At 35.4% G+C, this 24998-nt stretch carries 27 protein-coding genes, 1 pseudogene and 1 riboswitch; of the genes and pseudogenes, 6 read left to right on the forward strand and 22 right to left on the reverse strand.

Annotation, left to right across the window (positions count from 1 at the left end):
- Positions 1-183: 183 nt before the first annotated feature.
- Complete coding sequence (locus AN957_RS14325) at positions 184-867, reverse strand: M50 family metallopeptidase (RefSeq protein WP_053476159.1); 684 nt, start codon at positions 865-867, stop codon at positions 184-186.
- Positions 868-1084: 217 nt separating this feature from the next.
- Between AN957_RS14325 and AN957_RS14330 the strand changes: the two genes are divergently transcribed.
- A complete protein-coding gene (locus tag AN957_RS14330; RefSeq protein ID WP_053476160.1) occupies positions 1085-2095 on the forward strand; it encodes an AI-2E family transporter in 1011 nt (336 codons plus the stop codon).
- A 34-nt stretch (positions 2096-2129) separates the two neighbouring features.
- Here the strand turns inward: AN957_RS14330 and AN957_RS14335 are convergent, their stop codons facing one another.
- Genes AN957_RS14335 through AN957_RS14345 form a run of 3 tightly spaced genes read right to left on the reverse strand, consistent with a single transcriptional unit; the run spans position 2130 to position 3953 of the window.
- On the reverse strand, positions 2130-2447 hold the full coding sequence (locus AN957_RS14335) for a hypothetical protein (RefSeq protein WP_053476161.1): 318 nt from the start codon (positions 2445-2447) through the stop codon (positions 2130-2132).
- Positions 2432-3454 (reverse strand): anti-sigma factor, encoded by a 1023-nt coding sequence (locus tag AN957_RS14340; RefSeq protein WP_053476162.1) that lies wholly within the window; start codon positions 3452-3454, stop codon positions 2432-2434. Before AN957_RS14340 ends, AN957_RS14335 begins: the two co-directional genes overlap by 16 nt.
- A complete protein-coding gene (locus AN957_RS14345; protein WP_053476163.1) occupies positions 3441-3953 on the reverse strand; it encodes a sigma-70 family RNA polymerase sigma factor in 513 nt (170 codons plus the stop codon). Before AN957_RS14345 ends, AN957_RS14340 begins: the two co-directional genes overlap by 14 nt.
- A 78-nt stretch (positions 3954-4031) precedes the next feature.
- On the opposite strand from AN957_RS14345, the pseudogene AN957_RS14350 reads away from it, so the two are divergent.
- Both AN957_RS14350 and AN957_RS14355 read left to right on the forward strand, forming a co-directional pair.
- Positions 4032-4527: pseudogene (locus AN957_RS14350) on the forward strand (NAD(P)-dependent alcohol dehydrogenase); the annotation flags it as partial.
- On the forward strand, positions 4511-4726 hold the full coding sequence (locus tag AN957_RS14355; protein WP_053476164.1) for a hypothetical protein: 216 nt from the start codon (positions 4511-4513) through the stop codon (positions 4724-4726). The pseudogene AN957_RS14350 and the gene AN957_RS14355, both read left to right, overlap by 17 nt.
- Before the next feature lie 221 nt (positions 4727-4947).
- Here the strand turns inward: AN957_RS14355 and AN957_RS14360 are convergent, their stop codons facing one another.
- From AN957_RS14360 to AN957_RS14385, 6 genes are all read right to left on the reverse strand, one after another.
- Positions 4948-6408 carry a DUF4153 domain-containing protein gene (locus tag AN957_RS14360; RefSeq protein ID WP_053476165.1) on the reverse strand — a complete coding sequence of 487 codons (1461 nt, stop codon included), beginning with the start codon at positions 6406-6408 and terminating at the stop codon, positions 4948-4950.
- 71 nt (positions 6409-6479) lie between these two features.
- On the reverse strand, positions 6480-7118 hold the full coding sequence (locus AN957_RS14365; RefSeq protein ID WP_053476166.1) for an HAAS signaling domain-containing protein: 639 nt from the start codon (positions 7116-7118) through the stop codon (positions 6480-6482).
- Entirely contained in the window at positions 7099-7446 is a 348-nt protein-coding gene (locus tag AN957_RS14370) for a PadR family transcriptional regulator (protein ID WP_053476167.1), read from the reverse strand. Before AN957_RS14370 ends, AN957_RS14365 begins: the two co-directional genes overlap by 20 nt.
- A 160-nt stretch (positions 7447-7606) precedes the next feature.
- Positions 7607-9061: an Msr family ABC-F type ribosomal protection protein gene (locus AN957_RS14375; RefSeq protein WP_053476168.1), complete on the reverse strand. Its 1455-nt coding sequence runs from the start codon at positions 9059-9061 to the stop codon at positions 7607-7609.
- A 504-nt stretch (positions 9062-9565) separates the two neighbouring features.
- Entirely contained in the window at positions 9566-10630 is a 1065-nt protein-coding gene (locus AN957_RS14380; RefSeq protein WP_056684761.1) for an undecaprenyldiphospho-muramoylpentapeptide beta-N-acetylglucosaminyltransferase, read from the reverse strand.
- 78 nt (positions 10631-10708) lie between these two features.
- Entirely contained in the window at positions 10709-11437 is a 729-nt protein-coding gene (locus AN957_RS14385; protein ID WP_056684764.1) for a nucleotidyltransferase domain-containing protein, read from the reverse strand.
- 160 nt (positions 11438-11597) lie between these two features.
- On the opposite strand from AN957_RS14385, the gene AN957_RS14390 reads away from it, so the two are divergent.
- A complete protein-coding gene (locus AN957_RS14390; RefSeq protein WP_056684767.1) occupies positions 11598-11792 on the forward strand; it encodes a hypothetical protein in 195 nt (64 codons plus the stop codon).
- Positions 11792-11989, forward strand: coding sequence for a YwbE family protein (locus tag AN957_RS14395; RefSeq protein ID WP_056684770.1), 198 nt, complete (start codon positions 11792-11794; stop codon positions 11987-11989). Before AN957_RS14390 ends, AN957_RS14395 begins: the two co-directional genes overlap by 1 nt.
- A gap of 140 nt (positions 11990-12129) precedes the next feature.
- Here AN957_RS14395 and AN957_RS14400 read toward each other — a convergent pair whose 3' ends face one another.
- The 4 genes from AN957_RS14400 to AN957_RS14415 form a co-directional block, all read right to left on the reverse strand.
- Positions 12130-12975, reverse strand: a complete 846-nt coding sequence (locus tag AN957_RS14400) for a DUF2785 domain-containing protein (protein ID WP_056684773.1) — start codon at positions 12973-12975, stop codon at positions 12130-12132.
- Between the two features lie 192 nt (positions 12976-13167).
- A complete protein-coding gene (locus tag AN957_RS14405) occupies positions 13168-13743 on the reverse strand; it encodes a nitroreductase family protein (RefSeq protein ID WP_053476173.1) in 576 nt (191 codons plus the stop codon).
- Positions 13744-14203: 460 nt separating this feature from the next.
- Entirely contained in the window at positions 14204-15256 is a 1053-nt protein-coding gene (locus AN957_RS14410; protein ID WP_056684776.1) for an ATP synthase beta subunit C-terminal domain-containing protein, read from the reverse strand.
- A gap of 376 nt (positions 15257-15632) precedes the next feature.
- Entirely contained in the window at positions 15633-15854 is a 222-nt protein-coding gene (locus AN957_RS14415) for a hypothetical protein (protein WP_056684778.1), read from the reverse strand.
- 385 nt (positions 15855-16239) lie between these two features.
- On the opposite strand from AN957_RS14415, the gene AN957_RS14420 reads away from it, so the two are divergent.
- Positions 16240-17112: a DUF1259 domain-containing protein gene (locus AN957_RS14420; protein ID WP_056687186.1), complete on the forward strand. Its 873-nt coding sequence runs from the start codon at positions 16240-16242 to the stop codon at positions 17110-17112.
- Positions 17113-17265: 153 nt separating this feature from the next.
- On the opposite strand, the gene AN957_RS14425 is transcribed toward AN957_RS14420, so the two are convergent.
- From AN957_RS14425 to AN957_RS14460, 8 genes are all read right to left on the reverse strand, one after another.
- Positions 17266-18438 (reverse strand): TraB/GumN family protein, encoded by a 1173-nt coding sequence (locus AN957_RS14425; RefSeq protein WP_056684781.1) that lies wholly within the window; start codon positions 18436-18438, stop codon positions 17266-17268.
- Between the two features lie 247 nt (positions 18439-18685).
- Entirely contained in the window at positions 18686-19495 is an 810-nt protein-coding gene (locus AN957_RS14430) for a PP2C family serine/threonine-protein phosphatase (RefSeq protein WP_053476177.1), read from the reverse strand.
- Entirely contained in the window at positions 19488-19940 is a 453-nt protein-coding gene (locus AN957_RS14435; RefSeq protein WP_053476178.1) for an HIT family protein, read from the reverse strand. Before AN957_RS14435 ends, AN957_RS14430 begins: the two co-directional genes overlap by 8 nt.
- Positions 19941-20115: 175 nt before the next feature.
- Positions 20116-21801, reverse strand: coding sequence for a methyl-accepting chemotaxis protein (locus tag AN957_RS14440; RefSeq protein WP_056684784.1), 1686 nt, complete (start codon positions 21799-21801; stop codon positions 20116-20118).
- A 142-nt stretch (positions 21802-21943) separates the two neighbouring features.
- Positions 21944-22258: a DMT family transporter gene (locus AN957_RS14445; protein WP_053476180.1), complete on the reverse strand. Its 315-nt coding sequence runs from the start codon at positions 22256-22258 to the stop codon at positions 21944-21946.
- The gene (locus tag AN957_RS14450; RefSeq protein WP_056684786.1) at positions 22255-22593 is read right to left on the reverse strand and encodes a DMT family transporter; all 339 of its coding nucleotides are present in this window, start codon (positions 22591-22593) and stop codon (positions 22255-22257) included. Before AN957_RS14450 ends, AN957_RS14445 begins: the two co-directional genes overlap by 4 nt.
- A gap of 61 nt (positions 22594-22654) precedes the next feature.
- Positions 22655-22751: riboswitch (guanidine-I (ykkC/yxkD leader) on the reverse strand.
- Between the two features lie 102 nt (positions 22752-22853).
- Positions 22854-24431 (reverse strand): putative polysaccharide biosynthesis protein, encoded by a 1578-nt coding sequence (locus tag AN957_RS14455; RefSeq protein WP_056684789.1) that lies wholly within the window; start codon positions 24429-24431, stop codon positions 22854-22856.
- Positions 24421-24882, reverse strand: coding sequence for an NUDIX hydrolase (locus AN957_RS14460; RefSeq protein WP_075209156.1), 462 nt, complete (start codon positions 24880-24882; stop codon positions 24421-24423). Before AN957_RS14460 ends, AN957_RS14455 begins: the two co-directional genes overlap by 11 nt.
- Between the last annotated feature and the right edge of the window lie 116 nt (positions 24883-24998).

The following is a 24998-nucleotide window of genomic DNA, read 5'->3' on the forward strand; positions in this document are numbered from 1 at the left end:
GGTTGCCGCAGGAGCTAGACATTTACAAACATTCAAACGTAATAATACCATATTCCTATCAGTACAGGCAGATTTTTATTGAAAAATTTGCATATTAAAGAAAGAACTTTGGTGATTTTTTCTCTATAAGACAAAAAAGACAAGGATGTATGCTCAATACATCCTTGTCTACAATGTAAGAATTTATTTATTTATTCGATAAGCCCCAACCTTAAATCCGGCTATTGCAAATCCAAGGGCTTGACATAAAAAGACAATTCCCCAAAACTGTGCAGGAATAAAATGTGTTGACTGTGCAAGTCCTGTCGCATCCCCCGCCGAATATGGCTGTGTAAAACTTAAGAGGAAGATCGTAAAGGATGACCCAATAGATTCTACTAAAAGAATACTTGCTATCATGAGTAAGAAATGTTCAACAATGGCGGCTGTTCCTTTAAATAATAGAAAGATAAATGCAGCTCCAAAGGTGATGAGCCAAAAAATGCCGTAAAAATTCCTTACCCAAAAGATGAGATTTAACCCAATTAATGCTAAAAGAATAATGATTATCGGCTTGTATTGTTTTCTGCTAATAAACCAAAAGGATAGAAATGCAATGAAGGAAGAAAACACATACCCTGCACCTCCAGTGAAAAAGCCGCCAAACCAGGATGAATGGCTTGTGTAGGTTACTCCTTCGGTATTCATAAACAGAGAAATTTCATGTACCTTCCCTCCAAAAAGGGCAACGATGGCATGGCCTGATTCATGAATGACCGTATTCACCACACGAAAGTAGTTTCCTATGATCGGCACATTTGTCAGAATAATAGCGATTGCAATAAATAATAAAAATTTCCAACTAATTAATTCCTTGATTCTACTCATTCTGGTCTCCTTTAGAAAATATGTAAATATTATACTGTTACGTTCCAAATTTAGGAAGGTTTCATCATTTTAATTAAATCATGTAATATACTTGAAGTGAATGTGAAAAAGTATCTGTTTTTTTATGAAATCATTATGATTATCTTTAAAAATAGACTAAAATAGAAGATAAGAAGTGTAGCCGCCTGCTACGATATATTGGAGGAATATGACGTTAATGGAGACGATTCAAACTTTATTACAAAAAAGTGCGTTCAAAAGATTTATTATTTTCGGAATTTTATTATTCGTTCTATACTTACTTAGAAGCATGATTAATTTAATTCTAATCACATTTATTTTTTCATTTTTACTTAATCGATTAGTGAACCTAATTACTAGAAAGATTAAGTTGAATCGAAAAGTAACCGTGCTCATTGTATATTTGGCTATTATCGGGCTGTTAACGATTGGGATAAGCAAGTACTTGCCGATCATTGTTGCTGAAATCTCCCAACTAGTCACACAGATTACCGTTTTCTATACACAGCAGCACGATAATATTATTATAAACTATGTCATGAGTTTTATAGAAACGAACCAAATCTCGAAATATTTGGAGCAAGGATTTACATTCTTACTAAAGTACTTTAGCGGTGTAAGTAATATCGCCATCCAGGTTATGCTTTCGCTTATTCTAAGTTTATTCTTCTTATTAGAAAAGCCAAGGCTAATCGAATTTACTTCCAAATTTAAAAACAGTAAAATTGCACCTTTTTACAATGAAATTGAGTTCTTTGCAAAAAAGTTTGTCCTCACATTTGGTAAAGTAATTGAAGCACAGTTTATTATTGCTATTGTTAATTGCGGATTGACTACATTAGCATTATGGATTATGGACTTCCCTCAATTAATGGGATTATCGATTTTAATCTTTTTACTTGGATTAATACCTGTTGCAGGCGTGATCATTTCACTAATCCCGCTTTGTACAATTGCTTATACACTTGGGGGCTTTATTCAAGTAATCTATATCCTTATTGTAATCATGATTATCCATGCAATTGAAGCATACATTCTTAATCCAAAATTAATGTCTGCTAAGACGGACTTACCTGTTTTTTACACATTTATCGTGTTAATCTTTGGAGAACATTTCTTTGGTGTTTGGGGTCTGATTGTTGGGATTCCGGTGTTTGTATTCCTTTTGGATGTATTAGAGGTTAGGGATAAGAAGGTAGAAGTATAAATAAAAAAGGCTGGGAAATTTCCCTGCCTTTTTATTATGGTTTGGGGTTAATGCTCCATGCCAGCCCAAACATCGTAAAGGTAAAAATAAATATGAAAAGACATAAGAACATGCCCCAAATTGAAAACAATCTTGATCTTTTCTGTGTGAAAAGTCCAATTCCGCCTAGGATCAAACCAACTAAAGGCAGTTTTATAAGAAAAAAATCTGGAAACTCATCATAATCCATTAACAATGCTATATTTAATCCTGCAAGTGCTATGATTGCAGTAACAAAGGAAAGAAGACCTGTGACAGTGGGAACTCTTTGCCTTTGACGCTTCTTTTTTTTGCTCTTTACTTCCAATTCCATAGTTTAACTTCCCCTACCTTCATTGTTCGAATGGCTTCATTTTTTTGAAGTTTTCTTAATTCTGAGGTTGGTCCTGTCACTACAGCCCCGTATACGTAAATCCCATTTTTCTTTAAATAAGGAACTCTTTCTTCAAGGGCAAGGCTTTTTGCACTTGCTATTTTTGCAGCATTTTCTTCATTGTTTCTTAGGAATTCAAGTATATCCATAAATACCTCTTCATTTGTTTGATCACGTCCATTAAAAGGTGACCAAGTGGTCTGATCAAGCTGTAAAGGATAGCCAATCGGAGCGACTGGATAGCCTTCCTTATCTATTTGCTTCTTTTCAAGTCCAGTATCAACTGCAACCCATCGAACCTCTACATTTTTTCCAAGTTGTTTTTCTAATTCTCCTGCCTTCATTAATTTACTTAAAGAGATATATACTTCACTAACTGTCCCATCAGGCAATTTTTTTAATAGGTCCCATTCAACTTCAAGCCCTGGTGGCTTTAAAGCATCCGGATGAAATATGCGATTTGATTCCATGCTTGCTATCTTGGGCAATGGCCGATCTAATAGGATCGTCTTCTCTGGAAACCTAGGTTTATCAAACGCATACTTAATCAGGTATTCCCCAGCCTTATAATCTTCTTTACCAATTCGCTTAAATACTTCAAATTGAATATCCATAGAGAAGAATTTAATATTTTCCTCCAATTCCATTTCCTCTAAACTAATGTTTGGCTCGGTTACATAGACCGTTTTTGTGGCAATCTCAATTAAATGATTTGCCTTCCCGCCGACGGCATAATATAAATAGGATCCGAGTGTCATGCCAGGAATGATTAATAGCAGTATTGCAAGACTTATCATAATCGAAGTGATTAATGCCATGTATTTTCCTTTTTTAATCATAGACCTTTGATCTTTTACGTTAATGGACTGACTATTTTCAAAGTCTTGAATGGAATGATTAATATACGATTGATAAATTTCTTTGTCTTTCTGATTATCCTCTTTCATCATTCATCCTCCTGTCTTTTACCCTTTCAATCAATTTTTTTCGACCGCGTACAAGATGACTTTTTAATGTATTTAGATTTATATCAAGTATCTCCGCTGATTCCTTCAGGGATAACTGATGTAAATCACATAAAAGAATCACATGTGTTTCCGTTTCCTTTAAAGAATGGATATCTTCTATCAATAGTTGAAAGCTCTCCTTCTCTAACATACGATTCTCAGGATTCTTTTCAAGAATGATAGGATTTTTGTTCATACCTTCGATTTTGTCACTGATAACCAAACGATTATTTTTCCTCGAAAAATCAATAAATGCACGGTAAGCCACTTTAAATAGCCATGCCTTTATATTATTGATTTCATTATCACCTAAATGGATATACGCACGGTAGAACGCCTCTTGTACTAAGTCTTCTGCTGTAAAATGATCCTTGGAAAGGGATAACAAATAACGGTATAGATCCTTTACATATACCTCATATGCCTCATCTAACTCCAAAGCTGTGCCCCCTTTCATCCTATCCACGTTTCAGCATAACAAAAAGTTGCAAATTAGGAGGATTTTTTAAAATCTAGCATATTCTATAAACTTGTACCTTTAGCTAATCAAGTTTTAGTTAAGATTCATGCATCATCTTTGAACTTTGGTAACTTAGTTCTTTTGAAAGGTCAACCATTTCTTGCTCGCTTTGCTTTCGAATTAACAAAGCCAAAATACTCCATTCCCGGGGGTGATATAGCCGTCAAGTTGAAGAAGTAGGAAAAGATGTTAAACAATTTAAACCTGGTGACGAAGTGTTTGGTGACCTTTCTATTTGCGGTGGGGTGGTTTTGCCGAATATACAGCTGTCGCTGAAGAGGCTCTAGCCCTTAAACCACCCAATATTACGTATGTGGAAGCAGCCGCTTCACCTATGGCGGGTGTTACAGCCTTACAGGGTCTAAGGGATAAAGGTAAAATTAAGACAAATCAAAAGGTATTAATTCACGGGGCATCTGGCGGGGTCGGTACGTTCGCTGTTCAAATTGCCAAATCATTTGGGGCTGAAGTAACAGGTGTTTGCAGTACTAGAAAATAAGTTAATGGATCTAACAATCGATGATTTCTTTTTTCGTCCACCTTTAGTTGAGTATGCAGATTACATCGTAAAATGGATTAGCTACACACATGCAGGATCATTTATTACTTTTTTAATTGATTCCTATGGTTTAGAGAAGATTGAGCAGGTTTACAATCAAGATCAATTAGAAATAAAGTTGCAAAATATTTAAGGAAAACCATTAGAGGAAATAGAAAAGGAATGGAATAGACGGCTTTTATGATGTGAATTCGGTTATTGATCAAATAAAAATAGACGAATATCAATCACATTGATAATCAAAGATGAATAGGCGATAGAAGAAAGAATCCATTTTTTTGTAAAAATTATCAAAATGGATTCTTTCTTCTTAATCTATTTAAACTACATTTCTTTCAGTTTTACTGAGAAATATCACCTTAAATCCAATTCTCCCAGCCTTTTATACGCTTTATCCCTCACAAGATTTTGCGACTGCCATGTATCTGGATGTAAATACTCTCTTTCTGCTTTCCGTTGTTTTAGTAATGCTTTTAAACCTGGTACATCAGGGTTTGTTTCATAAAGCTCTATTAGTCCAAGAATTCCTGTTGATGAAAAGCTATTTAAATAATGGATATCAATTTTTCCTGTTGTCTCATAGCGTGCGATATTACGATCTACCACAATCTGGTCAAAATTGATGATATTCATGCCGGCATAATAGATCAGAGATGCAATAAAGTAAAAATGAAATAAAGACAGTCGGTCTAGCCAGATTTTCACAAGGGTGTAGGCAAAGATGACCATTAGGAAAATCATGAACGAATTGACGAGAACTCTTGTAAATGTGAAGCCATATGCATCCTCATACATCGACATGCGCATAAATGCTGATATAAGCAGGACACCGCTTGATAAGACGAGTATGGTTAAGGCGGAACGAATGGCTATTTTCAATTTTCCTTGAACACCCTTTGTAAAAGTAATAACGCCCGTTGTTATGGTCAAGTTAATTAGGGTAACAAATAGGAGCTCAAAAAATCCCCTTCTTGCGTATTCGGCATAAGTGAAGCCGTTATCAAGTGTGCCGCTAAAGAAATATTTAAATTGGACAATAACAAATAAAATATAGACCAAATCCAAAAGCAGCAGCACAGTCAAAGTAATGATTCCATCCATTTGAAGAAGCTTTAATGTGCCTTCTTTCTTTACTATTCGGACATTTTTTTGTATAAGAACTTGCATAAACCCAAAAAATCCTAATCCATAAATAAGCATGGTAATGACACGGAAGACATATTCTGTCTGAAAGCTAAACAAATTTGGGAGGTTGTTTACAAGCTTTTCAAATTGGGCATCAGCTGAAATCAGCAGGTTAAGAACGACAAATAAGAAAGGAATAGCGATAGCAACACCGATGAGAATTTTTTTCCAAACATCAAACTGCTTTGGGTTGCTGCTACGATTTAATTTTTTGGCAATATAGCTAATGAAAATACCCGCATAGCGAATTCCCTGTCCAAATCTTAAAGCAGTGTAAAGAATGAAAAATGGCTTATTCCACTCAATCTTTTTGGGTGATGTAATTAATGCTAAATGAAAGATAACAAGGGATGGAATCACAAGTATATTCAGAGCATAAAAAAGAACGGTGTCATTTAAATAGTAGCCTGCAGCCAAAAGCCAAATTGAAATTAATATAAGATACCCTACTCGCTGATGTGAAAACGAAAATGAATGAAAGCGCCAAAAGAATATAGTATAGAAAACAGCAATAAAAACAAAATAGGAGACACCGATTTGGCCCCTGAAAAATGCTTCTTCAGCAAGTACCCCTGCAAATAGGCATAGAAGAAAAAACAACCAGTCTACCTTTTCTATTTTCAATTCCATGATAAAAACCTCCAAAAGCATATAGTTTTTCTATATATATAGAATTTCTATGTATATGATTAAAAAAAAGCTTATACAGAAGCTTTTTTGCCCCACCTGTAACTAATTAGACAAATGGGATATAAAAGAATGGTGAAAAGGATGCAGAAAACGATAAACGTCTCAGTCAGCAGCGGACTAAACCATTCATGAGGAATGATTTTGAATACCGTTAATATCATTAAGAGAATATTTGGCAGCAATGCTAACAGGAATGTTCCTTTCATTAGCTTTCTGCCTTTATGTCCAAATCCTCTCCCAATTTCATAGCCTAGCAGCGCCCAAAAGAATAAATAAATCAGTGCAATGATGATTGGAAATGAAGTTAATTGAGCCCATAGATTAGAAAGCCAACGCCAATCAAGGAGATTATGTGCGATAGTGAGGATCGCTCCTCCTGTAAACAAACATATATTTACTGCAAGGAATAGCCATTTCATTTTACTAGGAGTAACAGACAGCTCTTCTTTCCACATTTCAGCTATCTCTTTCGGTGATCCGAATCTTGAATAAACCTGTTGCCGTAGCTCTGATTCGTTTTCTACTTTGTATAGCGATACAAGAAGATCATCAAGATGCGCATCATAATCGTTCAATATCGATTCTTTATCTGGATGTTCGACAAGTCTCTGCGCTAGCTCCGCTAAAAACTCATTCTTCAGCCGTTCCATGTTTTTTTCTCCCTATCAGCTTGTTCATCACTGATACAAAGTCATTCCATTCCCGTGTCTTTTCAAGAAGCATGTCCTTGCCTGCATTGGTTATGCAATAATACTTTCTTGCCGGTCCTTTCTCTTGTTCCTGCCAATAGCATTCAATGTATTCCTGTTTTTCGAGTTTATGAAGCGCTGGATAGAGCGTACCCTCTTTCACAGAAAATTCGTTTCCGCTTCGTTTCTCTAGCTCTTTTACAAGTTCATAGCCATACATGTCCCGCTCCTCTAACAGTTGGAGCAATAAGAGCGATGTACTTCCTTTTACCAATTCACGATTAAACATATTTTCACCTACCTAGTTTTTTTAGGTATATAGAGATTCTACACTTGTGTGATGAAATTGTAAAGGGAATTTAATCCTTTTTGAAATAGCTGCCTTAATAAATGCTTGGATGTAGAAATAAGCCACCTAACATTATAGGCAGCTTATTTCAAAAGTTCTATCACTCTTGATTTAATCTTTTACTCGCAATATTAAACTTGATGTCTGCTGTGTTATTGATGAATGCACGATCATGGGATACGAAAATAATCGTTCCTTTATATGCAGCGATAAACTTTTCTAGTGCCTCAATGGTAGGTACGTCTAAAAAATTGGTCGGTTCGTCTAGCAATAATATATTGTATTTTCCTAAAAACAGATAACAAAGCTGGAGGCGTATCGCTTCTCCACCACTTAATGATATCACCCTTTTTCGTATGTCTGTACCAGTAAAATGCATTGCATGTAATACACTTCTTAAAAAACCTTCATCATAGTCTGAGCGACTTTTCAAAAATTGAAGAACTGTTTCGTCACTTGAGAATTGATAGCTCATTTGGCGGAACCAGCCAATCTTGGCTTTAGGAGAAATTGTAATTCCTGCTGTCTGATTCGCAATATGGTGAAGCAGCGTACTCTTTCCACTACCATTTCGTCCAGTAATCGCAATATTTTTACCGAGAGGCAGTTGGAAACTCACCTCTTCCAGTAACACTTTATTCCCCACTTGAAGAGTGAACTGGTCTGCCATTATCGGAAACTTATTATGCAATTCTAATGTTTCAGACTGACGAAAAATGATTTTTCTTTCCTCTTGTACTACATCAACTTCTTGAAGTTTCTCCATTCGATGTTCAATCGCTTTCGCTGCACGCTGAACTGCCTTTTGGCTTGTTCCTTTAGATTTCGTCATAAACATCTTGTTCGGTTTTGCATTCGCTTCTTTCTTGGACATACTTCCTGCTTGAGCAATTTTTTCAGCCTTTTTCATTTTTTCTTGGGCTGCTTTTTCAAGTCGGTTCTTTTCCCTCATATATTGTTCATGCGCTTGTCTTTGCTGTTGACGCTCTAATCGCTTTTGCTCCATATATTCACTGTAATTTCCAGTATAAACATTCACCTTTTCATCTTCTATTTCCCAAATTGTGGTGACGAGTTTATCTAATACGCTGCGATCATGACTAATTAACACAAGTGCACCATAGTAATACGCTAGCTCTTCAACTAGAAATGAAATCCCTTCTTGATCCAAGTGAGTTGTTGGCTCGTCGATTAGCAAAGCTTCATAGTAGTGAGTAAACAATTGGGCTAGCTTTAGCCTTGTTTGCTCCCCGCCGCTTAATTGTTTTGAATGTTTCGGAACTGCTAGTTTTCCTAGCAAGGATAAATCTGCTTCTACTTTTGCTGGAGCTTCAAGCTGTTCGAAGAATCCACAATCAATGTAACGATTCACTCTTCCACTCGTTGGCGATATTTTTCCAGCTAATAACTTGATTAACGTACTCTTCCCAGCACCATTTTTGCCTACAACGCCAATGCGGTCAAATTGATGGACTGCTAATCTGTCAATCTTCAATATTTCTTTATCTAAATAAGTTACTTCAACATTTTCTATTTCAAAACATATTTGTTCCATTTTCGCTACCTCCGAAATTTTTTGGATTTCGTATCGATAGCTAGGATCGATACGAGCTTCTATTGCACGCCCGTATCAATGAAACAATAAATATTGCATCTCTTTCCTCTCCTTCATCTTTAAAATAAAAAACCACAGACGTCTGCCTGTGGTTTTTGAGTAAGAGGATTTAGTCTTTCCTTTACATAATATAAAAGAAAAAATTTTAAAAAAAAGGCAGAACGATCCGCCTTTCTTCATATACATAAATATATTTGAAATGAAGATCATTAAAAAAGGACAGACTAATCCCATTTACTCTGCATTCACTAACAGAGCTCCTGAACGTATTCAATTACAGGTTCAAAGATTGGAAACGTAGTCTCATTGCGTGTGTCATTTTTTAATAATCCTCCCTTATGATTTAAAATTACAATTATATTATATAGTCGTTTTACTAATTTGTCAAAAAAATCCTTGGGGAAGCAAATTAATTATCAGTAAATCCTTTCATTATTGCCTAACCTAAATATGAATATTATTTATTTCATTTACTAATATTTGCAATGCATCCCCCTGAAAAGAGGTTTTCATTTTTTCACGATAAAAACTCCTGTTTTTGTTCATTGAATTTAAACTATCTATTAATGATTTTTGATTTAATCTATCTTCTTCTAATGTAAGTGAAAAGCCTTTTTTCTCGAACGCTTTTGCATTTAAAATTTGATCCCCTCTACTTTGATGCATCCCTAAAGGTATGATTATCATGGGAATATGTAGTGCTAAAAATTCAAAAATAGCATTTGAACCACCCCTTGTAATGACAATATCAGTAGCAGCTAAAATATCTGGCAATTCATCTTGCACATATTCAAATTGTATATATCTGGAATTGGTTGTAATCGTACCATCAAGATTATTCTTTCCGCAAATATGGACAATTTGATAATTTGCTGTTAGCTGATTTAAAGATTCTCTAACTACCTCATTGATTCTTTTTGCTCCTAAACTTCCGCCCATGATCGTTAAAATCGGTAAATGATTAGTATAGCCAAGAAGCTTTCTCCCTTTGTCAGCCGTCCCGTTTACTATTTCTTTTCTAATCGGAGATCCGATGGCAAACGTTTTATGTGCTGGAAAATAATGCTTTGTCTCATCAAAAGAAGTAAATATCTTTGTTGCAAATCTTTGAGAGATTTTGTTTGCCAATCCAGGAGTCTTATCACTTTCATGAATATAAATAGGTATTTTTAGAGTTTTCGCAGCTAAAATAACTGGTACAGAAACAAATCCGCCTTTAGAAAAAACTAAACTTGGTTTTAACTTTTTTAAGATCGATCTTGCTTCAAAACATCCCTTCATTACTCTAAAAATATCAATCAAATTTTCTTTGTCTGCGTACCTTCTTAACTTTCCACTATGAATTCCAAAGTAAGGAATATTCAAGCGTTGAATTAATTCTTTTTCTATCCCTTTTTTTGAACCGATATAATGGATATCCCAATCCTTATTCATTTCACTTATTATGGCAATGTTTGGAGTTACATGACCAGCCGAACCGCCTCCAGTAAATACAATTGTTTTATTCACTAGTTGACCTCCGTATTTGTCATTTATTCATAACTTTAATATATTTGTATGAATTTTAAGTTCTTATACTAATTCATTTTAGAATCCTTCATTTTTCCCCAATGAAAAACCAGCAAACAAACGTCCGCCATATGGTTTCAAGATAGAATCGACTAATTGAATAACTTGCCTCTTGTCACCATTCTTATAAAAAACATCAAAAGCCTCTACAAATTCTTCTGTGAACTCTTCATCATAATGTTTTAAAGAGCGTACGATCCACTTTGATGCACCAATCCATTGGACATTTATTCTTAAAATGAATTCACTTACTAATCCAGCAAGAGTATTTGCAATAAAGAGTTCTTCTGCCCTATTCGAACATCCAATAAAATCATCTAATGCGTCTGTTATAAAATAGCGCTTTGTTTTTATCGTTTCTACTGACCATTTTTCTGGTCCATTTTCTAACAAGTCATGTGCCTCTTTTTTAATAGATTCTACAATACCATCATCTTTTAGAATAATTCCTTCTGAAACCATCCTTGGCAAAGAGGGTCTCGCTCGTTTCCGATCACTTTCAAAAAATAATTTATAGGAGGTTAAGTCATGTACAAAAACCTCTATTGACCAACCTATGTCTATTAACGATTCCCTATAAAATGCACAAATATTTTTATCAAAAATTATTATATCAAGGTCTGATGTTTCTGTTGCTTCTCCACGAACGACGCTTCCTGCTAATAAAGCCCCTTGACAATTAGGAAAATGTTTATTGATAAATTGATGTGCGGCTTCAATGGGAGGTAATTTATTTTGAGTACACATTCTATTCACCCCTGATAAATTAATTAGATTGTTACTGTTCTCCCTCAAATAATGATTAAATATTATTATAGAAGTGAAATGAATCCACTCTTTATTCTTTCATAAATCATAAAAATAGATTATACTTCTAACTAACATATTCCAATTGGAGGAATTTCTTATGACTGAAAACAATCAATCTGAAGCACCAAAAAAGAAAGTAAGCCTGCAAGAGGCAATGAAAAAGCAGCTTGAAAACAAAAAAAACCAGAATTCATCTAGTAAAGGAAAAGCAAATGTTGACCTTTCAGCAAAGAAGATGAAAAGCCAGCAAACGAAGAAACCAAGTAATACCCGCAGAAAAATGGGCAGCTAATGAATGGGAATAATCGTAAAGATATATCACCAGGGGTAACAGTTGACATTATTTTAAAAGCGGATCAAAGAACTGGAAAGCTTACAAGAGGAGTCGTTAAAGACATCCTCACGAACTCTGGAACACACCCGCACGGAATCAAAGTTAGACTAACAGACGGGCAAGTTGGAAGAATCCAGCACATCCATTCTAAATAAGAAAACAAAGAGCATTCATGGGTATTCCTAGAATGCTTTTTTATTTACATGTATTCACCTTCGATTTTTTTAAAAAGCCCCTCAATTTATTCCGTATTTTTGTTTGCCATTTTATCTATTGATAATTTTTAAATTTATACTTAATGTGTTGCAAAATTATTTAGTTTACCTTCTGCTTCAAGTAAAGCAGCTGCAAGTTGATTATTATGGCTTACATATTCTCTCCTAAAATAAAGACTTCGTATAAAATTCTTGCTGTTTATTTGAGCAATCATTTGATCGCGGTTTCTCGTCCAATCAGCGCAGTCTGCCAAGGAGATTAACCAGTCAGTGATTTTCTCATTAGGAATCAGGTTTTTGACAATCATTGTATCCACAATACTTGCAATCCGTTCATCCTCCTCATCACAGAAAATGTAGATGCCATTATGAAGCATCCCTTTTATCACATCTAATACCTCAAGTTGCAAAGACATATCGCTTTCAGGGCATTGTATGAGCTCTTCTAGAGCATCAGCACCGTGGGCTGCACTATGAGCCCAGCCTTCCACAGGTAAATAGCCGCGTAAATCTTTCTCCTCTTTATAAAAGCGAAGCAATGCATTCTTAACTGCTTGGAAATCAGAAAACGCCAAGAAAGGCTGTTTCAAGTGGCGGTGTAATATTAGAGCAATGGGCAAGACAGAAAAAGCTCTTGTTAAAACTGTCAGGTCACCTGCATTGCCGAGATGATATAACAAATGCTGCTTATCGATTAAAATAGACAAGAGATTTCGCAGTTCCTCATCTGTAAATTTATTCATTTCAAAAATCCACTTTTGGAAAGTTGTATAGATAAGATCATCACGCAGCTCAGGCTGAGGATCACCAATATATTGCAGCATCTGTGTAACGAAATCCTGTACTTCCTCCCCTTCCTGCAGCTGATAATGTTCCTTCTGAATTCTTATAAGATCCTGCATTAATTTTGTTTTAGTATTATGCATTTTTCCATCCCCTTGATATTAATGGCCAATAAATATTGTCAATTTAAGTAAAATTATAACCCATTTCACAAATGTATTTCTATAACAATATAGAATATATAGAATTATCTGAATTAAACCCTTTGATATGTATGATAATCACAGATTTTTTTTAAAAAAAGAACCAAATGCTGCGTTCTATTTTTCCTTTCACTATTTATCTATAATTTTAAGAAGCTCTCGAATATCGGTACGTTGCCGAGCAGCAGGTACATATTCAGGATAGCCAATCATCAATGTCGCCACTATTTTCTCGCCAGGAGTTACACCTATTTCCTCCCTGAACGTTGGATCGTAAATCCAATCATTCGTACGCCAAATCATACCGATTCCTCTTTGCCATGCCGCAAGTTGAAAATTTTGAATGAGTGAGGAGACAGCTCCATAATCTTCATCCCACCTTCTTTGGCGGGGATCTTCGGGCATGATGACTACCAAATGCACGGGAATATCTCTAAAATATTGTGCTTTTTTCTTCACTCTTTCCGAGATCTCGCCATCAACTTTTGGCTGTGAATGAATGTAGGCTTGTATAAATTTTTCTTTCCCCTCACCTACGTATAATTGAAATTTCCAAGGCTCTGTTAACTTGTGGTTGGGCGCCCACTTGGCCACATTCAGCAACTCAATGATCTCCTCAGGACTGATTGAATCCTTTTTAAAGGATGTAATTGTTCTACGATTTATAATGTTTTGTTCGACAGCATTTATTCCTTCTTGATTACTCATTCTGGAAATCCCCCTTTCTTAGCTCTTGTAAAATAGTAAGTATGTAACTTATCGTTCAATTTGAAAATCATTCTCAATTACATCCCTTTTAGTATAACATAACTGTAAATAATTGCCTAGTATTACACTCAATGATGATCCATATTAAATATAAACTTTATTCCAAGATAGTTAACCTAAAACAACAGGAAGAAGTTTCCATGATGAATATCTCCTTAGAACAACTACTTCGTTAGCCTTACTAGTTCTTTATAACAAAGGATTCTTTAAAGCAATATGATTTTGAATATAGTACGTTTTATATTTTCTGAATTTTAAGAAAAAAGGAGCATACCTAATATAAATTAGAGTAGGTAGATAATTGCAACAACTTTTCTGTATTGTAATTTCACAAATGTTGCATCAATAATCATAAAAAAAAAGAACCCAATAGCTGAGTTCTAATTTTGTTAACTTATTGTTAATCCGCAATATACTGCCCAATATAGCTTAACTGATCTGCTTGGATGGAATCTGTCACCCCATCTAAGATCTTTCTGACATCGTTAATTGTATCTGATAAGGCTACAGATTCCCCCTTTTGTCCTGTAAAGGCTTCTGCGACATAGAATGGCTGTGTTAAATAGGCTTCCAGCCGTTCGCCACGTTTAAATGTTTGGATTTCAGCTCCTGGGAGATGCTCCAATCCTCGTACATTTACTAATGATCGGAGCTCTCGGTATCGACGTAGTAGTTTTTGTGCGCGTTGTTGAGTGGTGAGGTGATTTTGATCTAGATGGGCTCCTTCTAAAACGGAAGAGGTTGAATGAATTGGGTTGACTGCTGGAAATTTATGTCTTGCAGATAAATCAGCATCAAATTGCCATAATGTTTCAAGTGGACCATATGGCAGGTCTTCATCAACCGCTTCTCCAGTTAAATCGACTAAAAAAGTGGTGACTGTCGTGATCCCTATACCCTGTAATCGTTCTTGAAGGTCGTAAATTTCCCCAGTTACAACATTTCTTCGATCTGCAGCAAATGCAATTTCTGATGTTTTTCCCTTCACAGCTATTTCTTCATATACCTCATTGATTGTATGAGCGATGAAGTCAGTATTTTCTGTTACATCATTTAATTCAGGATAGTTTCCATTTGGAATGAGCAAAATGGTTGTAAAGTCATCCTTTTTTAAGCGGAAGAATAACTCCGACAGTAGAACAAGCTGACCCATTCCATGGCGAGCAACTAACCCAATTGTACCTCCTTTAGCAAGTGGTGCAAATAAATCCAATGTTTTAATTTTCGTCTCAATCATCTCAATCTTCTCCCCTCTTATGATCAACTCATCCAAACTACACTCTGCCAAGGAAGCAAGTGCAACTAATGTGCGAACCTCTGAACGTCCGACAGGGATCTTACCCGTACAAAGATTAGAAACGGTAGCAGGTCTTAGACCTACAGATTTCGCAGCAGTTGTTAAATTAGGAACTCTTCTTCGTAATAGTGAAACATTTAATCTCAGATCTTCCAAGATTTACACCTCCTCTTACTTTCAAGAGTAAATTATTTTCTGTTAAAACGCAATAAATTTTACTCTTTAGCGTAATTTTTTTTCGATTTAAATTCAGTTTTTTATATTTTAATAAATATAATCTTTAATAGTTCAAGACAAAGAATGGAAAATGGTTTGTAACTCTTTGAGAAGGTAACATATGAAAAAATTTTGGTAGGTAAGAAATAGATGAGAGCGGCATCAGAGAGTGCAGATGATTCCCCTTTGCAAAAAAAACCAATGCGAGAGAGCATCAGAGAGTGCAAAATAACCTTTTATCAGAAACTAAAAGAAAGCAGGAATCATATCATACCAATGATTCCCGCAATCAATAAAACACAAATAATATACCTCCCTACAGTACCTTCTTATCTTTTTGTTCTCCAAGCTGCATTTGTTCCAGCTCAAGCCTCATTTTTTGCGTTTCAATTAGATAGTTTTGATGCTTTAACCTTTCCAGTTCTAATTCATCTTGGATCATTTTATGCTTGATTTTTGACTGTTTTTGAAAGTGATCGGTTACGATGGCGATGATTGGAATAGAAAAAACCATAACAATAGCAATGGCTCCTGTCATATTATCCCTCCTGACATAATATCTGCTATACTAATATATTACACAAAGAGTTACCGGAATCCTATGTTGGTTTTGATTTTATTTCATTATCTAAATAAACTAAATTGATTACTTGATGCTCCAGACTTCTCTCCTCATTACTCTTTTTCTAATTAGACGACGCAATGAGCATACTGCCCAATTTTATAAAAAGGGGATTGTCTCTTTTCATAGACATCAAAACTCTTTCTAATCTATATCTAATTTTGTACTTAATTTTAGCCTATTGCATTGGTAAAACACTTAGACTTTCACTTCCAATCATTCAGTCAAGTTCCTTAATTTAGGTACATGAATATAATGTCCTGAAATTTAATATTCAGGAGATGATTTGAAATTGGACAATATGAGCAACATGAACCCAGATACTCTTTGCCAGGAATTTGCGGAAATTTTGGGGGCTACACCTTCTGTTATTAATGGCGTATGTACTGCGACAAGATCCCGGACAAATATTCACCCTGTTGTATTAGGCCGGAGAGCTGAATCCTTTATGTTTGTTCCACAGGCATATTCTTTTGAGAACCTAGATCAGAATGGAAAGGCATTATGTCTTGGTGAGACTGTTCTCCTTCAAGAAGAAGTTAACCCATTTATGACTATTTTGCGTAAAGAGGGAATCATTGTAACTGCCCTTCACAATCACTGGCTTTTTGATATTCCCCGGCTAATGTATATGCATTTCGAATCTATTGATGAACCTTTGGCTTTTGCTCGAAAAGTAAGAAGAGCATTAGACGTATTAATCACGCGCAATGTTGGAAGTTCTCGCAGAGTTCAAAAAGCATCAAACAGACGAGGAGAAGAACTATGTGAAGAGTTCAATAGAATTTTGGAAGGTAGCATGCATACATTTGAAGATGGGATTTGCATAGTGATGAAATCGCGGACAAATATTATGCCTCGAGTGCTTGGAAGGCGTGGTAGATCATTTTTATTGATTCCACAAATGTTTGCCTTTGAATCTTTAACAGCGGACGGCAGAGCACTATGCAGTGGAGAAACGGTGATTCTACAAGAAGAGATAAATCCATTCATTAGCGAGCTTCGCGAACATAATATTATTGTGACAGCCTTTCATAATCATTGGCTTTTTGATGACCCAAGACTGATGTATATTCATTTTGAAAAAATTGAAAATCCAATTCGCTTTGCAAATGATGTAGAGGATGCTATGAAGGTACTCACAACAAGAAAGATAACACCTAATTCTAAATAAAAGGTAAACCTTACTGTTTTTGCAAATTCCTTAGAGGGATAATTCCAAGCATAGCTTAGGATTTCTAACTATTTAAAACGATGCAAGGATCATACCTGGCTCATTTTTATAAAAGAGGATGTTATCTATATTCATAGACAACATCCTTTTTCATTATAAATGCTTTATAAATAATCGAATGACATCTGCACCGCCAATAAAAGTTCCGAGTGAACTACCGATATTTGCCAGCACAACAACAAGGAGTACTCGAGTTACTTTATTTTTCCAAAATCCTTTGAAACTAAAAACGTCCTCAGATAGCGTCTCAAAATCTTTTACACTTGGTCTACGGAAGTAGGCTTGTACAGTTCCAGCAAACCAACCTGCAGCAGTGATTGGATCTAATGCAGTGATTGGGGCAGCAATAAAGGCTGTTACAATTGCTAACGGGTGTCCGAAGGCGATGGCTGTTCCAAGTGCGGCGAAAGCTCCATGCCAGAGCACCCAGCTCAATGTTTGCTGCATACCTGCAGATGGGTTTGTATAGAAGGTATAAGCGATAATGGAAATAATAAAGATCGGAATGAGCCATCCGATAATTTTTGGAACTTTCGATTTAGGTGGTACTTCGTTTAAGCGGGTTAAATCATGTTCTTTTTTGATTTCTTTTGTAATACCGGGAACGTGTGCGGCACCTAATACTGCAACAACTTTTTCTCCAGGAGCGTTTTTGATTTTCTCAGCTAAATACTGGTCTCGCTCATCAATTAAAGGAGTCTTTAATTTCGGAAATGTTTCAGTGAATTCATTTAAAATGGCATTGATTGTGTCCTGTTCCTTTATCTTCTCCAGTTCTTCTTCTGAGATACTTTCTTTACTGAATATACTAGCTATTACTTGTGTTAATAGCATTGCTTTTCCTTTTAATCCAATTCCTCCCCAAATGCGAGAAAAGGTAATCTGGATATTTCGGTCAGCGAGAACGAGTTCAGCACCCGTTTCCTTCGCTGATTCAATCCCTTGAATCATTTCTTGACCTGCATTTATGCCAAACTGCTTGGCCATACGGTTCTGGAAGGAAGAAATAGCGAGATTCATTAAAAGCAAGGAGGCTTTTTTTTCTTTAATCACCTGAAAGATATCCATTTCCTTCCATTTATTCCCATCAATAATGGATTTATATCTTTGTTCATCTAATTCAATACAAATAGCATCTGGCTGTTCTGCCTCGATTACCTCTTTAACTAATTCCGCGCTGTGCTTAGACACGTGTGCAGTTCCAATTAATATGTATTCTTTATTTTCTATGTGCAATCTAGTTATATTTTCATTTCCAACAGACATATATTCCCTTCCTTTTATCAATAATTAACTAGTTTCAATTAAGGAATGCTTATCATTCAATTCTAACATTTACTTAATATAGTATAACAGGATTTTCAGCTTCCTGAAATGATTTGCTAATAGAGGACGTTAATTATGCTGTATTATTCCATAACTACCTATCAACAGCAAAAAATGATACTATTGTTCATTTAAAAAACAAGAGGTGCAAATTGCACCTCTTGTTAACATTGTAGTAGAAGATTCCCTATTCATTGCTTGGTCTTGTAACTTGATTCGTAATGTTCACATTCCAAGAAATGATTGTAGTACTATCCCTTACATGGTTAACCTGAATTTTTTGAAGGAGCAGCTTTATGCTCACTTCATCTTCAGAACTTGAAAACATCTTATATATTTCTTTTGGATTTGAAAAGGGTTCATTAGGACATTCAATAAGTCCATCGGTTGTTAAAAATATACGGTTTGATCCTTTTCTTAGTTCTCTTTTGCCACTGCTGTAGCAAGGAACTGTTTGTTCAAACGTGTTGACTTGTCCAACCCATTCAAAGAATTGCCGTTGGTTCATTTGGTATTGACCAAGAGAAGCAAGTTCTGGGTGAAAGATATATGAGGAACAGTCACCTACTGAAAGCCACCAAACATATTTATTTTTTCGAGCGACAATTAAACAGGCAGTTTCTCCATTAACTTTCCGACAAGAAGAAAGAAACTCTTCTCCTTGAAATAGATCCAAGACTATTTCTTCAAGTCTTTTAAAACATTGGTTAATCGGCATTGATAATATAGTTACAATTTCTGTTTTTTTTACTATAAATGTATCAATTACTATTTCTGCGCTTTCTGCGGAATGATGTGCATCCAAAATGATAGCAAATTCCCACTCCCTCTTATCGTCTACCCATATCAAACAGCCATCTTCATTTTTATCCTGTCCTGCTGTTGAATTTCCTCCAAAACGTCCAATGGTTATCTGATTAATTCTTTGAACATCTATCTTATCAACAAAATTTTCCTGACAACCAATCCATGTGAATTCTTTCATTGAATTACTCATTTGAATTGTTCTCTAGGTGTGTTTTTATACGAGTGCAAAGTTCAATAACAGCGTTATTGTCACCCATTGGCGCATCCTCCCAATCATATACTTCCCATGGACCCCAAAATTCTTTTGGCGTATTTGGATATCGTGCCATTAGGTGAAGATGAAGGTGCGGAACCGAGTTCCCTAAAACAACAGCATATACGTGTTCTGCTTTTTCAGACTCTACTAGAGCTTTACTAACCTTAGCCATGATTAACCCAAATGCTTTAGCTTCTTCTGCTGTCATATCACCAAGCGTTGGTGCATGTCTTTTTAAGTCTATCATAATATGCCCTAAGTAATTAGGTTTTCCTTTCCTATCAATATGACCAACATAAACATACTCATTTTCATAGATTATTACGCCATCAGTTTTTATAGCTCCACTATGTTTATGACAAATAAAACAATCATTCATAATTAATCTTCTCCCTTTTTAAATATTCTTAAAATTATAATATATAAACACATAGATTGGTATAATTTCCTAAATTTATTTTATTTTCCTACTAAAAAAACACCCCATATGGGGGTGTCATATACAGCAGTGCGCTGTGTTTTAAGCCAAATTTAAAACTCAATTTATAAGAAATTTATACTTTAAATCGTGATACCATTGATTGCAAGTCCTCTGCTAATTTAGATAATGATGCAGTTGCATATGAGATTTCTTCCATTGTGGCAAGCTGCTCTTCTGTAGAGGAAGCAATGTTTTCTGTACTTGCTGCAGTTTCTTTCGTTCCTTCAGTAATTCCTTCAATTGAATGCTGTACCAATTCAAAACCAGCAGTAATTTGCTGTGAGGTCGCAGCCACTCCTTGAATTTGTGATGTAACCTTTTCAATTGAATCAAGAATTTCTTTAAAATTAGAAACCGTTTCTTTAGATATATTAATACCTGAGGCGACATTTTCCTTCACCTGAATAATGTTGCTAACCGTATCAGCCGATTCACTTTGTATCGTTGCAACTAGATGATGGATTTTATTGACTGAAAGATTCGTTTCGTCTGCCAGTTTTCTCACTTCATTTGCCACTACAGCAAATCCTTTTCCGTGTTCACCTGCTCTTGCTGCTTCGATTGCTGCATTTAGTGCAAGCAAATTGGTTTGACTGGAAATATCAGTAATTAAAGATGAAATCTCTTTAATTTCTTGAACACTTGATACTAAGGAGTTTACACCTTCACCAGCCAAGTCTACAGACTGATGAATAGACTCCATTTGCTCCACAACCTTTTTAACAGATTCTGAGCCACTTTCAGCCTGAATTTTCATAGCTGAGGATACCTCTGCCACATTTGCAGTGTTTCCTGTCACTTCTACTAAGTTTTGCAGTGATTGATTAACTGCTTGTAAACTATTCTCCATCATATCACTTTGCTGTGTGTTACTGTCTGCAATTGTTTGCATTGATGCAGATACTAGCTCGGTGGTTGCCTTGGATTGTTCTGCACTTGCTGTCAATTCCTCTGATGATGCTGCAACTTGCTCGGATGAACTGCCAACTTGTTTAATGATTTCTCTCAATGATTCAACGAATAAATTAAACGATTGTGCTAATTGTCCAAACTCATTTTCCCCTTTGATTTTTACACGTTTCGTTAAGTCAGCCTCTCCTTTAGCAATTTCTTCTAATTGCTTGTTAATCTGTCCAAGGGGGATCAGGATCGATCTTAATAGGTAAAAGCCTAACACAATGCCGATGATAGTGGCAATGATTGAGGAGGAAAGAAGCGCTGTTTTACTCCATTTCCCTTCCTTTTTTATCATATTACTAAGACTATTTACATCTTTCTCTAGAACATCAACAAGTTTGTTGACCGCGGGATCTAATACCTCTTTCCTTAATGCTCTCTCCTCACCAAAATGTAAACTTCTAGCTTCTGAAGGATTGTCGCGGAAAGTTCTGATGACCTGCTGATTCAATTGCCAAAATTCATTGAAGCTCTTTTCAAGTGAGGCAAGATCTTTTTTATATTGATCTTCTTTAATTAAGCTTCCAATATCTTTAAGCATTTTCTTAATTTCATTCGCCTTATTGTGCATTCCATGAGAATATTGTTCATCCCCTGTAATGATAAATGCTCTTTCATCATTTGAAAGACCAGTCAGACGGTATTGAACTTTTACTATCCCTTTTTGAACTTCCATTTTATTTTTTAATAACTGATTTTGATCAATGGTTGAATTGATAATAGATATAGAAAACAAACCTAGAGCAATTATCGTTAATATTAATATGGATATGGTAGAGATTAAACTCGTTTTAATTTTCAACTTTCCGTCACTCCCATTTGGTGTTAAATAATTGAATTGTTGTTTAGCTTTAGGCAGTTTATACAATTATTAATCGCACTTTATTATATCGGTAAAGTGATGGAAAGTTTTAATACATAATGTTCAGTCCAATAAAAATTTATTATGATACGATTTTTAATCCAATCGCAGCTCCTAACACCATCGTAATAAAAAGCAGACGTTTCCAGTCTTTAGGTTCCCCATAAAGAACCATTCCTAAGATGGCTCCTCCTGATGCCCCAATTCCTGTCCAGATCGCATAAGCCGTTCCCATCGGCAATTTTCCCATGGCAAATGCAAGAAATAAAAAGCTCAATCCGAAACCAGCAAGCATGAAAAGAAGTGATTGCCAGTTGCGATTCTTGTGTAAACTGTTGATCATCGCTACACCGATCATTTCAAAGATGCCCGCAAGTACTAGATACATCCAGCTCATTCTGTTTCCCCTCCCTCAAGTTGTTCATCTTTCGTTACAAGCTTCAGACCAACAACACCAATTAATAAAATGGAAACGAGGATAATTTTAGATATCTTTAATGGTTCATGAAAGAATATAATATCCGAAAGTACCGTTCCAGCTGTACCCATTCCAACGAATACGGCATAAACCGTTCCAACTGGAAGTTTTTTCCCAGCCATAATCATTAAATAAAAGCTAACAATGATCGATATCACTGTCCCTGTCCATGTCCATAGGTCGTCAGCGTGCTTCAAGCCAATCACCCAGAATACTTCAAAAAATGCTGCAATAAAAACTTTAACCCAGTTCATTCTTGTTCCTCCAAATCATCCTTTAATCAAAAAAAAGCCAAAGAGATCTGTATAAACAGTCATCTCCCAGGCTTTTATCCTTCCGTGGCACAACAAACGCTGTGAGTTTTCTCTCGGACCAGTCCAAATAAATTTGCGGAACCCTAGAAAACATTCTTATTCAATTCATATTATTTTTAACATAGGTAAAACATCGTGGCAAACAACAAAATCTGTAAATTTCTTTATAAATGCTTAATGATTCTTTAATTATCTCTTACTTACTGTCCCTTTAGAGATTTTTTTAATCGAATAATATTCAGGCCATATAAAGAAATAATATAAATAAGAATTCCTAAAGAGCTGCATATTAAAACAATTAAAAATGTCCCTACATATTGACTTAAAGACTTTTCCAGTATATTAACAAAAAAAGCCATAATGAAAGTCGAGATAATGACAGTGACAATTCGATATTTGATTTTTATCAGATCCATTCCAATTCTTTTTCGAATGATGATCATGTTAAAAGTAAGTGATACAAGATACCCACAATAAGTTGCTAGGATAAAGCCCTTTTCTAAAAATATTCCAGGCAGCACAAGGTTCAGGATAATTTTAATAAGGATTCCTGAAAAAAGTCCGAGAATTAATATTTTTTGCTGATTTATTGCCTGAAGAATTGATGTAGTCACACCGTAAAAAGCGATCAAAATTGCTGCTGGAGCATAAAATTTCAGCAGCTCACCACCAAGTATTGGCAAGTTCTTTTCTGTAAATAACAAAAGATATAGTGGTTCTGCGAGCACATAAATGCCTGTAGCAGCAGGGATGATAATAAACATAAGAATTAATAAAGATTGACCGATTTGCTCTTTTAACAAACAAAAATTATTCTGAAAAAACGATTTTGTTATATTAGGAATAATCGTTACGCTAAGTCCAGTAGTAATGGAAACGGGAATGAGCACTAGAATTTGTGCGAGTCCAATTACAGAGTTAACATTTTCAGGATCCATCCTGTTATAGCCATTGTTACTTAATACCATATTTATTGAGTACGTATCAATATTTTGATAAAGTGGCAGGCTTAATCCCATGATGACAAATGGTATGGAATATTTGATCATTTCTTTAAAAATAGAAATGACTGATATATCATTGTGTATGACGATCTCATGTCTTGGCTTCAGAAGAAATTTTTTTCTCTTCCGAAAATAAAATAAAAGGACAGCAAGTCCCGCAATTCCGCCAATAAATGCACCAAATGCTGCTACCCCTACAGCATGCTTAATTGATAAATCTAAGAGCTTTAAAGAAACGACCACACCTGCTAAAATAAATAGTACTCTAGATAGCTGTTCGACAACTGTACTGATAGCTGAAGGTCCCATCGATTCATTCCCCTGAAAAAATCCCCGCAAAAGACTCATGGGCGGAATAATTATCAAGGCAAAACTGACAACGCGAATGACATAGGTAATACTCTCTAACGAATTTCCATCATTTTTGCCATCAACAACGATTCCAGCGAGCAGCGGGGCAAGCATATATAATAGTAAGAATGAAGTCATGCCAGTAACGAGCATGAATGCCATACCGGACTTTACTATTTTTCGAACGATGTCCTCCCTTTTAAGCTGTTTGTATTTGGCAGTTAATTTAGAAATGGCTAAAGGAATGCCCATCGTTGAAAGACTTAGCATAATCGTATATGGTCCATATGCATATCTGTATAAGGCATAGCCAGAAGTCCCAACTAATACTGTTAAAGGAACAATATAAATAAATCCAAGAATTTTTGATATAAAGGATGCTGAGGAAAGTAAAAAAGTGCCCTTTAGCAATTTATTTGCCATTTTGTCTACCTATTTCTAATGCTTTTTTCACCGCCCAGCTTTGATGTTCATGAAATAATTTCTTTTGAACCTCGGCAAATTCCATCCATACTAAATGATGGTCGTCTTCAATCGGTTCGCAAAGCTTTTTTCCTAGCTTGCATAAATAAAAATAACCCTGACTCAAATAATCCCTATATTCCTTTGTTGAAAAAAAGTATCTTTCAGCGAATCCAATATACTGTATGATTTCTATTTCCGAGCCTAATTCCTCGATTGCTTCTCTTTTTAAGCATTCGGTGTGTGTTTCCTCCCCCTCTATACCACCGCCAGGAAGAAAGTACTTGTCACAATCTGCTTGGACAACCGCTACCTTCTCATTTGTTTCATTAAATACAACCGCATAGACTGCGGGTCTCTCTATGTACGTATTATTTGGATCCTTCTTGCCAAAAGTACGTATTGGTTCCATAGGCTCCTCCATCAATTTACAAAAAACTTTTAATTCTATTAATAGTTGATATTATTATAGTTTATTATGAAACATTTTACAAAAATAGTCAGGAAGAAATAAAACAGACTCCCGAT

It is taken from the genome of Cytobacillus solani (assembly GCF_001420595.1).
Classification (GTDB): domain Bacteria; phylum Bacillota; class Bacilli; order Bacillales; family Cytobacillaceae; genus Cytobacillus; species Cytobacillus solani.

Bases quoted from the DNA above. Each gene is read 5' to 3' on its own strand.
- AN957_RS14325 (WP_053476159.1), bottom strand. From the start codon at position 867: ATGAGTAGAATCAAGGAATTAATTAGTTGGAAATTTTTATTATTTATT.
- AN957_RS14330 (WP_053476160.1), top strand. From the start codon at position 1,085: ATGGAGACGATTCAAACTTTATTACAAAAAAGTGCGTTCAAAAGATTT.
- AN957_RS14335 (WP_053476161.1), bottom strand. From the start codon at position 2,447: ATGGAATTGGAAGTAAAGAGCAAAAAAAAGAAGCGTCAAAGGCAAAGA.
- AN957_RS14340 (WP_053476162.1), bottom strand. From the start codon at position 3,454: ATGAAAGAGGATAATCAGAAAGACAAAGAAATTTATCAATCGTATATT.
- AN957_RS14360 (WP_053476165.1), bottom strand. From the start codon at position 6,408: ATGGAATTGAAAATAGAAAAGGTAGACTGGTTGTTTTTTCTTCTATGC.
- AN957_RS14365 (WP_053476166.1), bottom strand. From the start codon at position 7,118: ATGGAACGGCTGAAGAATGAGTTTTTAGCGGAGCTAGCGCAGAGACTT.
- AN957_RS14370 (WP_053476167.1), bottom strand. From the start codon at position 7,446: ATGTTTAATCGTGAATTGGTAAAAGGAAGTACATCGCTCTTATTGCTC.
- AN957_RS14375 (WP_053476168.1), bottom strand. From the start codon at position 9,061: ATGGAACAAATATGTTTTGAAATAGAAAATGTTGAAGTAACTTATTTA.
- AN957_RS14385 (WP_056684764.1), bottom strand. From the start codon at position 11,437: ATGTGTACTCAAAATAAATTACCTCCCATTGAAGCCGCACATCAATTT.
- AN957_RS14390 (WP_056684767.1), top strand. From the start codon at position 11,598: ATGACTGAAAACAATCAATCTGAAGCACCAAAAAAGAAAGTAAGCCTG.
- AN957_RS14395 (WP_056684770.1), top strand. From the start codon at position 11,792: ATGAATGGGAATAATCGTAAAGATATATCACCAGGGGTAACAGTTGAC.
- AN957_RS14400 (WP_056684773.1), bottom strand. From the start codon at position 12,975: ATGCATAATACTAAAACAAAATTAATGCAGGATCTTATAAGAATTCAG.
- AN957_RS14405 (WP_053476173.1), bottom strand. From the start codon at position 13,743: ATGAGTAATCAAGAAGGAATAAATGCTGTCGAACAAAACATTATAAAT.
- AN957_RS14415 (WP_056684778.1), bottom strand. From the start codon at position 15,854: ATGACAGGAGCCATTGCTATTGTTATGGTTTTTTCTATTCCAATCATC.
- AN957_RS14420 (WP_056687186.1), top strand. From the start codon at position 16,240: ATGAGCAACATGAACCCAGATACTCTTTGCCAGGAATTTGCGGAAATT.
- AN957_RS14425 (WP_056684781.1), bottom strand. From the start codon at position 18,438: ATGTCTGTTGGAAATGAAAATATAACTAGATTGCACATAGAAAATAAA.
- AN957_RS14430 (WP_053476177.1), bottom strand. From the start codon at position 19,495: ATGAGTAATTCAATGAAAGAATTCACATGGATTGGTTGTCAGGAAAAT.
- AN957_RS14435 (WP_053476178.1), bottom strand. From the start codon at position 19,940: ATGAATGATTGTTTTATTTGTCATAAACATAGTGGAGCTATAAAAACT.
- AN957_RS14445 (WP_053476180.1), bottom strand. From the start codon at position 22,258: ATGAGCTGGATGTATCTAGTACTTGCGGGCATCTTTGAAATGATCGGT.
- AN957_RS14450 (WP_056684786.1), bottom strand. From the start codon at position 22,593: ATGAACTGGGTTAAAGTTTTTATTGCAGCATTTTTTGAAGTATTCTGG.
- AN957_RS14455 (WP_056684789.1), bottom strand. From the start codon at position 24,431: ATGGCAAATAAATTGCTAAAGGGCACTTTTTTACTTTCCTCAGCATCC.
- AN957_RS14460 (WP_075209156.1), bottom strand. From the start codon at position 24,882: ATGGAACCAATACGTACTTTTGGCAAGAAGGATCCAAATAATACGTAC.